Below are 4,223 nucleotides of genomic sequence, written 5' to 3' on the forward strand. Positions count from 1 at the left end.
GTCGCGGGCGCCGAGCGCACCTTCGAGCAGGTCATCGCCCTGGGCGACCCCCACGACGCCCCCGACGCCGCCCGCCGGCTGGCCGCGCTGCACCGGCTGATCGGCCGCTGAGACCCGGACCGCCGGGCCACCGGGCCGCCACGGTTCCTCCCGACGGCCCCGGTCAGGAAGCCCCCCGCTCCCGGCGGCGGGCGCGGTAGGCCGCCACGGCGCTGCGGTTGGCGCAGGTGGTGCTGCAGAAGCGCCGCGAGCGGTTGCGGCTGAGGTCGAGCACCAGCCCCCCGCACGTGGTGTCGGCGCAACCGGACAGCCGGGACAGCTCGTCCGCGCGCACCACGTCGGCCACCGCCATCGCCGTCTCGACCGCGATCCGGCGCGTCAGCGGCGCGTCGGCGGCCACGGCGTGCAGGTGCCAGTCGACCTGCCCGTGGCGCACGAGCTGCGGCACGGCGCGGGCCTCGGCGAGCACGGCGTTGACGAGGTCGGCGGCGCGGTCGCGCTCGGCGGTCAGCAGCTCGCGCAGCACCGGCCGCAGCGCGCGGACCTCGGCCAGCTCGGCGCCGTCGCCGTCGTGGCGTCCGGTGTAGCCGTGCTCGGCCCAGAACGCGTCCAGCTCCGCCGGGGTGGTGAGGGTGTCGGGTTCCGCCGCGGTGTTCACGAGCGCGACGGCGGCCTGCAGCGCCGCGGCGGTGTCATGGGCGAAAAGCACGTTGACACCTTACGCCGCCGGTCCTAGCGTCATCTGCCATGGCCCAGTTGACCGATGACACCCGTCGGGTGGCGCCCTCCCGCGTCGGCGGCGGCGTGCTGCTCGCCGTGCTGTCCGCCACCTCGTTCGGCCTCTCCGGCGCGCTGGCCGGCGGGTTGCTGAGCACCGGCTGGAGCCCGGGGGCGGTCGTCCTGGTCCGCATCGGCACCGCGGCCCTCGTGCTGGCCCCCCTCACGGTGCGCGCGCTGCGCGGGCGGTGGCACCACCTGCGGGCCTCGGCCCGGCAGGTGCTGCTGTACGGGGTGCTGGCCGTGGCCGGCGCGCAGTTCTGCTACTTCTCGGCGGTCGCCACGATGGACGTGGGACCGGCGCTGCTCATCGAGTACACCGCACCCGCCGCCGTCGTGGCCTGGACGTGGCTGCGCCACGGCCGCCGCCCGGACCGCCCCACCCTCGCCGGTGCGGCGCTGGCGGCCGCCGGGCTGGTGCTCGTGCTCGACCTGCTCTCCGGCGCGGACCTGGCCCCCGCCGGGGTGGCGTGGGCGCTGGGGGCGATGGTGGGGGCCACGGCCTACTTCCTCATCTCCGCCGACACCGGCACCGGCCTGCCGCCGCTGGCGCTGGCCGGCTGCGGGCTCGGCGTGGCCGCCTCGGCCCTCGGCGTCCTCGCCCTCGCCGGGGTGCTGCCGCTGCGCGCCGCGACCGCGCCGGTCGCCTACTCCCCCGGCGCGGTGCCGTGGTGGGTGCCGTTGCTGGCCCTCGGCCTGGTCACCGCCGCGCTGGCCTACACCACCGGCATCGCCGCCAGCCGGCGCCTCGGCTCCCAGGTGGCGTCCTTCGTCGCCCTGCTGGAGGTCGTGGCCGGCGCCGGCGCCGCGTGGCTGCTGCTGGGCCAGCTGCCCAGCGCCCCGCAGCTGGCCGGGGGCGTCCTCGTCGTCGCCGGTGTCGTCGTCGTCAGGAACGCCGACCTGCGCGCCGCGGCGCGCTGACCGGCCACACCCGCAGCACCTCCGGGTCCGGCGAGGGGCCCGCCTCGCCGGTGCGGGCGAACCGCGCCCACACCTGGCGCAGGACGCGCCCGGCGCGGGCGACCTCCTCGTCGCTCGCCTCGCCCAGGACGGTCGCGCCCCGCCACCCGGCCGGGTTCTCGAACAGCAGCGGCAGCTCGATGCCGTGGGTGGCGCCCAGCTCGCTGCCCCGCGGCGCCCAGCGCAGCTCGTACCCCTCCACCCGGCCACCGGCGCCCGCCAGCAGCTGCGCGAACTGCCGGGCGCCGCGGCGGAAGACCAGGTGGGTGCCCACCGCCGTGGCGGCGCGGCGCAGCGACCGGGCGGCTCCCGGTGCCCGCAGCGCGGGGACCGCGTCCAGGAACAGGCTGGCCTCCTGCGCGGTCGTGCCCACGAGCACGTCGACCTGCGGCGCGACCCGGCGCCAGCGCGCCTCCACCTCCCGCTCCGCCGGCAGCGGCACCTGCCCGTACCGGGTGGCGAAGGGCATCCCGCCGCGCAGCCCGAACCGGCGGGCCGCGGCCAGCACGAGCGGTTCGGCGGCGAGCAGCTCCTCGGCGGTGGCGTCCGCGGCGAGGTCGCCGGCGGCCCGGTCCAGCGCGGCGCCCATCCGGCGGCGGTTGCGGCGGATGCCCAGCGGCGCGCTCTGCACCACGGCGCGCCGGAACAACCCCTCGCTGCCGTCGCTGGCGAGCAGGTGGGCGACGGCGTCACCGCCGGCGGACTCGCCGAACACCGTGACGGCGTCCGGGTCCCCGCCGAAGGCGGCGACGTTCTCCCGGACCCAGCGCAGCGCCGCGAGCTGGTCGAGCAGGCCGAGGTTGGCGGGCCGGCCACCGGCGGCGCCGAGGTAGCCGAGGACGCCGAGGCGGTAGGTGACGTTGACGACGACGACGCGGTGCTCGGCCACCAGCAGCGCGGGGTCGTAGATCGGCAGGTCGCCGCCACCGGTGACGTAGGCGCCGCCGTGGATCCACACCATCACCGGCAACCCGTCGCCGGCCGCGGCGCCGGCGGGCAGGGTGACGGACAGCCGGTGGCAGTCCTCGTCGAACTCCACGCCCTCGTAGGGGCGCCCGAACAGCTGCGCGGTGGCGTCCACCCGCTGCACGCACGCCACGGCGGGGCGGGGGTCCTGCACCGCGCCCGCCACGGGGACCGGCGGGCGGAACCGCTGCGCCCGCGCGTAGACGATGCCGCCGACGCGGACGACGTCCCCGCGCCGGGCGCCGGCGTAGGTGCCGGCGGGGGTGGAGAACTCCGGGTCGGTGCGCTGCAGCACCTCGCCTCCTCGCAGCCGTTCCGGTCGGTGGTCGCGCCCGGTGCCGAGGAGCCGGGCGCGACCACCCTCGCGGCAACCGCGCCGGGCGGCCAGTCGTGCGGCGCCCGGCGCATCCACACCGTCACACCATCCGCGGCGACCAGGCCAGCGAGGTGCCCGCCGCCGCCACGGCCAGCAGCAGCGCGAGCCCGGCGAAGCCCGCGGTGACCTCGCGGTGCTCGGTGGTGGTGCCGACCTGCTCGCCGATGTCGTCGTAGACGTCGGCCAGCTGCCCGGCGCTGGTGGCCTCGTAGGCCTGCCCGCCGGTGGCGGCGGCCAGCTGCGCCAGCGCGTCGGCGTCGACGGGGACGCGGACCGTCTGCCCGTCGACGGTCACGGTGCCGTCGGCGGTGCCGTAGGCGATGGTCGACACCGGCACCCCGGCGGACGCGGCCACGCCGACCGCGTCCTCCAGCGAGCGGCCCTGGGTGTTGCTGCCGTCGGAGAGCAGCACGACCCGGGCGGGCGCGGCGCCCTCGCCCTGCGCCTGCCCGGCGACCTGGGTGGCGGTGGCGACCGACGCCGCGACGGCCTCGCCGATCGCGGTGCCCTGCCCCAGCTGCAGGCGGCGGATGGCCTCCACCACCGCGGCGCGGTCGTCGGTGGGGGCCACCTGCACGCTCGCGGTGCCGGCGAACGACACCAGACCCACCTCGAAGCTCTCGGGCAGGTCGGCCACGAAGGCGGCCGCCGCGTCCTGGGCGGCGGCGAACCGGCTGGGCGAGACGTCGGTGGCCTCCATGGACAGCGAGGTGTCCAGGGCCACCACGACGGTCGCGGCCTCCCGCGGGACCTCCACCGCCGCCGCGGGCCTCGCGAACGCCGCCGTCATCACGGCCAGCGCCGCCACGAGCAGCCCCGCCGAGACGTGCCGGCGCCAGCCGGGGTGGCGGGGGGCCACCGAGGCGAGCAGGTCCACGTCGGCGAAGCGCACCGCGTAGGCGGTGCGGCGGCGCTGCAGGACGACGTAGCCGGCGGCCAGCGCGGCCACCGCGAGCAGGAGCAGCAGGCGCCAGGGCGCCCCGAAGGTCAGGTCAGACACGGGTTCCTCCGGCGGGGGCGGTGCGGACCCTGCGGCGGGTCGCGAGGTGACGGGCCAGCTCGGGCAGCCAGTCGCGGTCGGTGCGCAGCAGCAGCTACAAGATCGGGGACGAGCCGTGGCAGCACGACCTGCTGCCCTGGCCGG

Annotated in this window: 4 protein-coding genes; 1 reads left to right on the forward strand and 3 read right to left on the reverse strand. The window is 78.2% G+C overall.

The genetic code is table 11. The features are described from left to right. Positions 1 to 163: 163 nt before the first annotated feature. Entirely contained in the window at positions 164 to 709 is a 546-nt protein-coding gene (locus tag ABEB16_RS18210) for a CGNR zinc finger domain-containing protein (protein ID WP_345713630.1), read from the reverse strand. A gap of 38 nt (positions 710 to 747) precedes the next feature. Between ABEB16_RS18210 and ABEB16_RS18215 the strand changes: the two genes are divergently transcribed. Next, complete coding sequence (locus ABEB16_RS18215) at positions 748 to 1,698, forward strand: EamA family transporter (protein ID WP_345713631.1); 951 nt, start codon at positions 748 to 750, stop codon at positions 1,696 to 1,698. Here ABEB16_RS18215 and ABEB16_RS18220 read toward each other — a convergent pair. Together ABEB16_RS18220 and ABEB16_RS18225 are read right to left on the reverse strand one after the other, a co-directional pair. Beyond that, on the reverse strand, positions 1,664 to 2,998 hold the full coding sequence (locus tag ABEB16_RS18220; protein ID WP_345713632.1) for a carboxylesterase family protein: 1,335 nt from the start codon (positions 2,996 to 2,998) through the stop codon (positions 1,664 to 1,666). The two genes, ABEB16_RS18215 and ABEB16_RS18220, sit on opposite strands and share 35 nt — an antisense overlap. A gap of 121 nt (positions 2,999 to 3,119) precedes the next feature. Next, complete coding sequence (locus ABEB16_RS18225) at positions 3,120 to 4,079, reverse strand: VWA domain-containing protein (protein WP_345713633.1); 960 nt, start codon at positions 4,077 to 4,079, stop codon at positions 3,120 to 3,122. Between the last annotated feature and the right edge of the window lie 144 nt (positions 4,080 to 4,223).

Origin of the sequence: Kineococcus glutinatus (assembly GCF_039542765.1) — a bacterium.
GTDB classification, from domain to species: Bacteria; Actinomycetota; Actinomycetes; order Actinomycetales; family Kineococcaceae; genus Kineococcus_A; species Kineococcus_A glutinatus.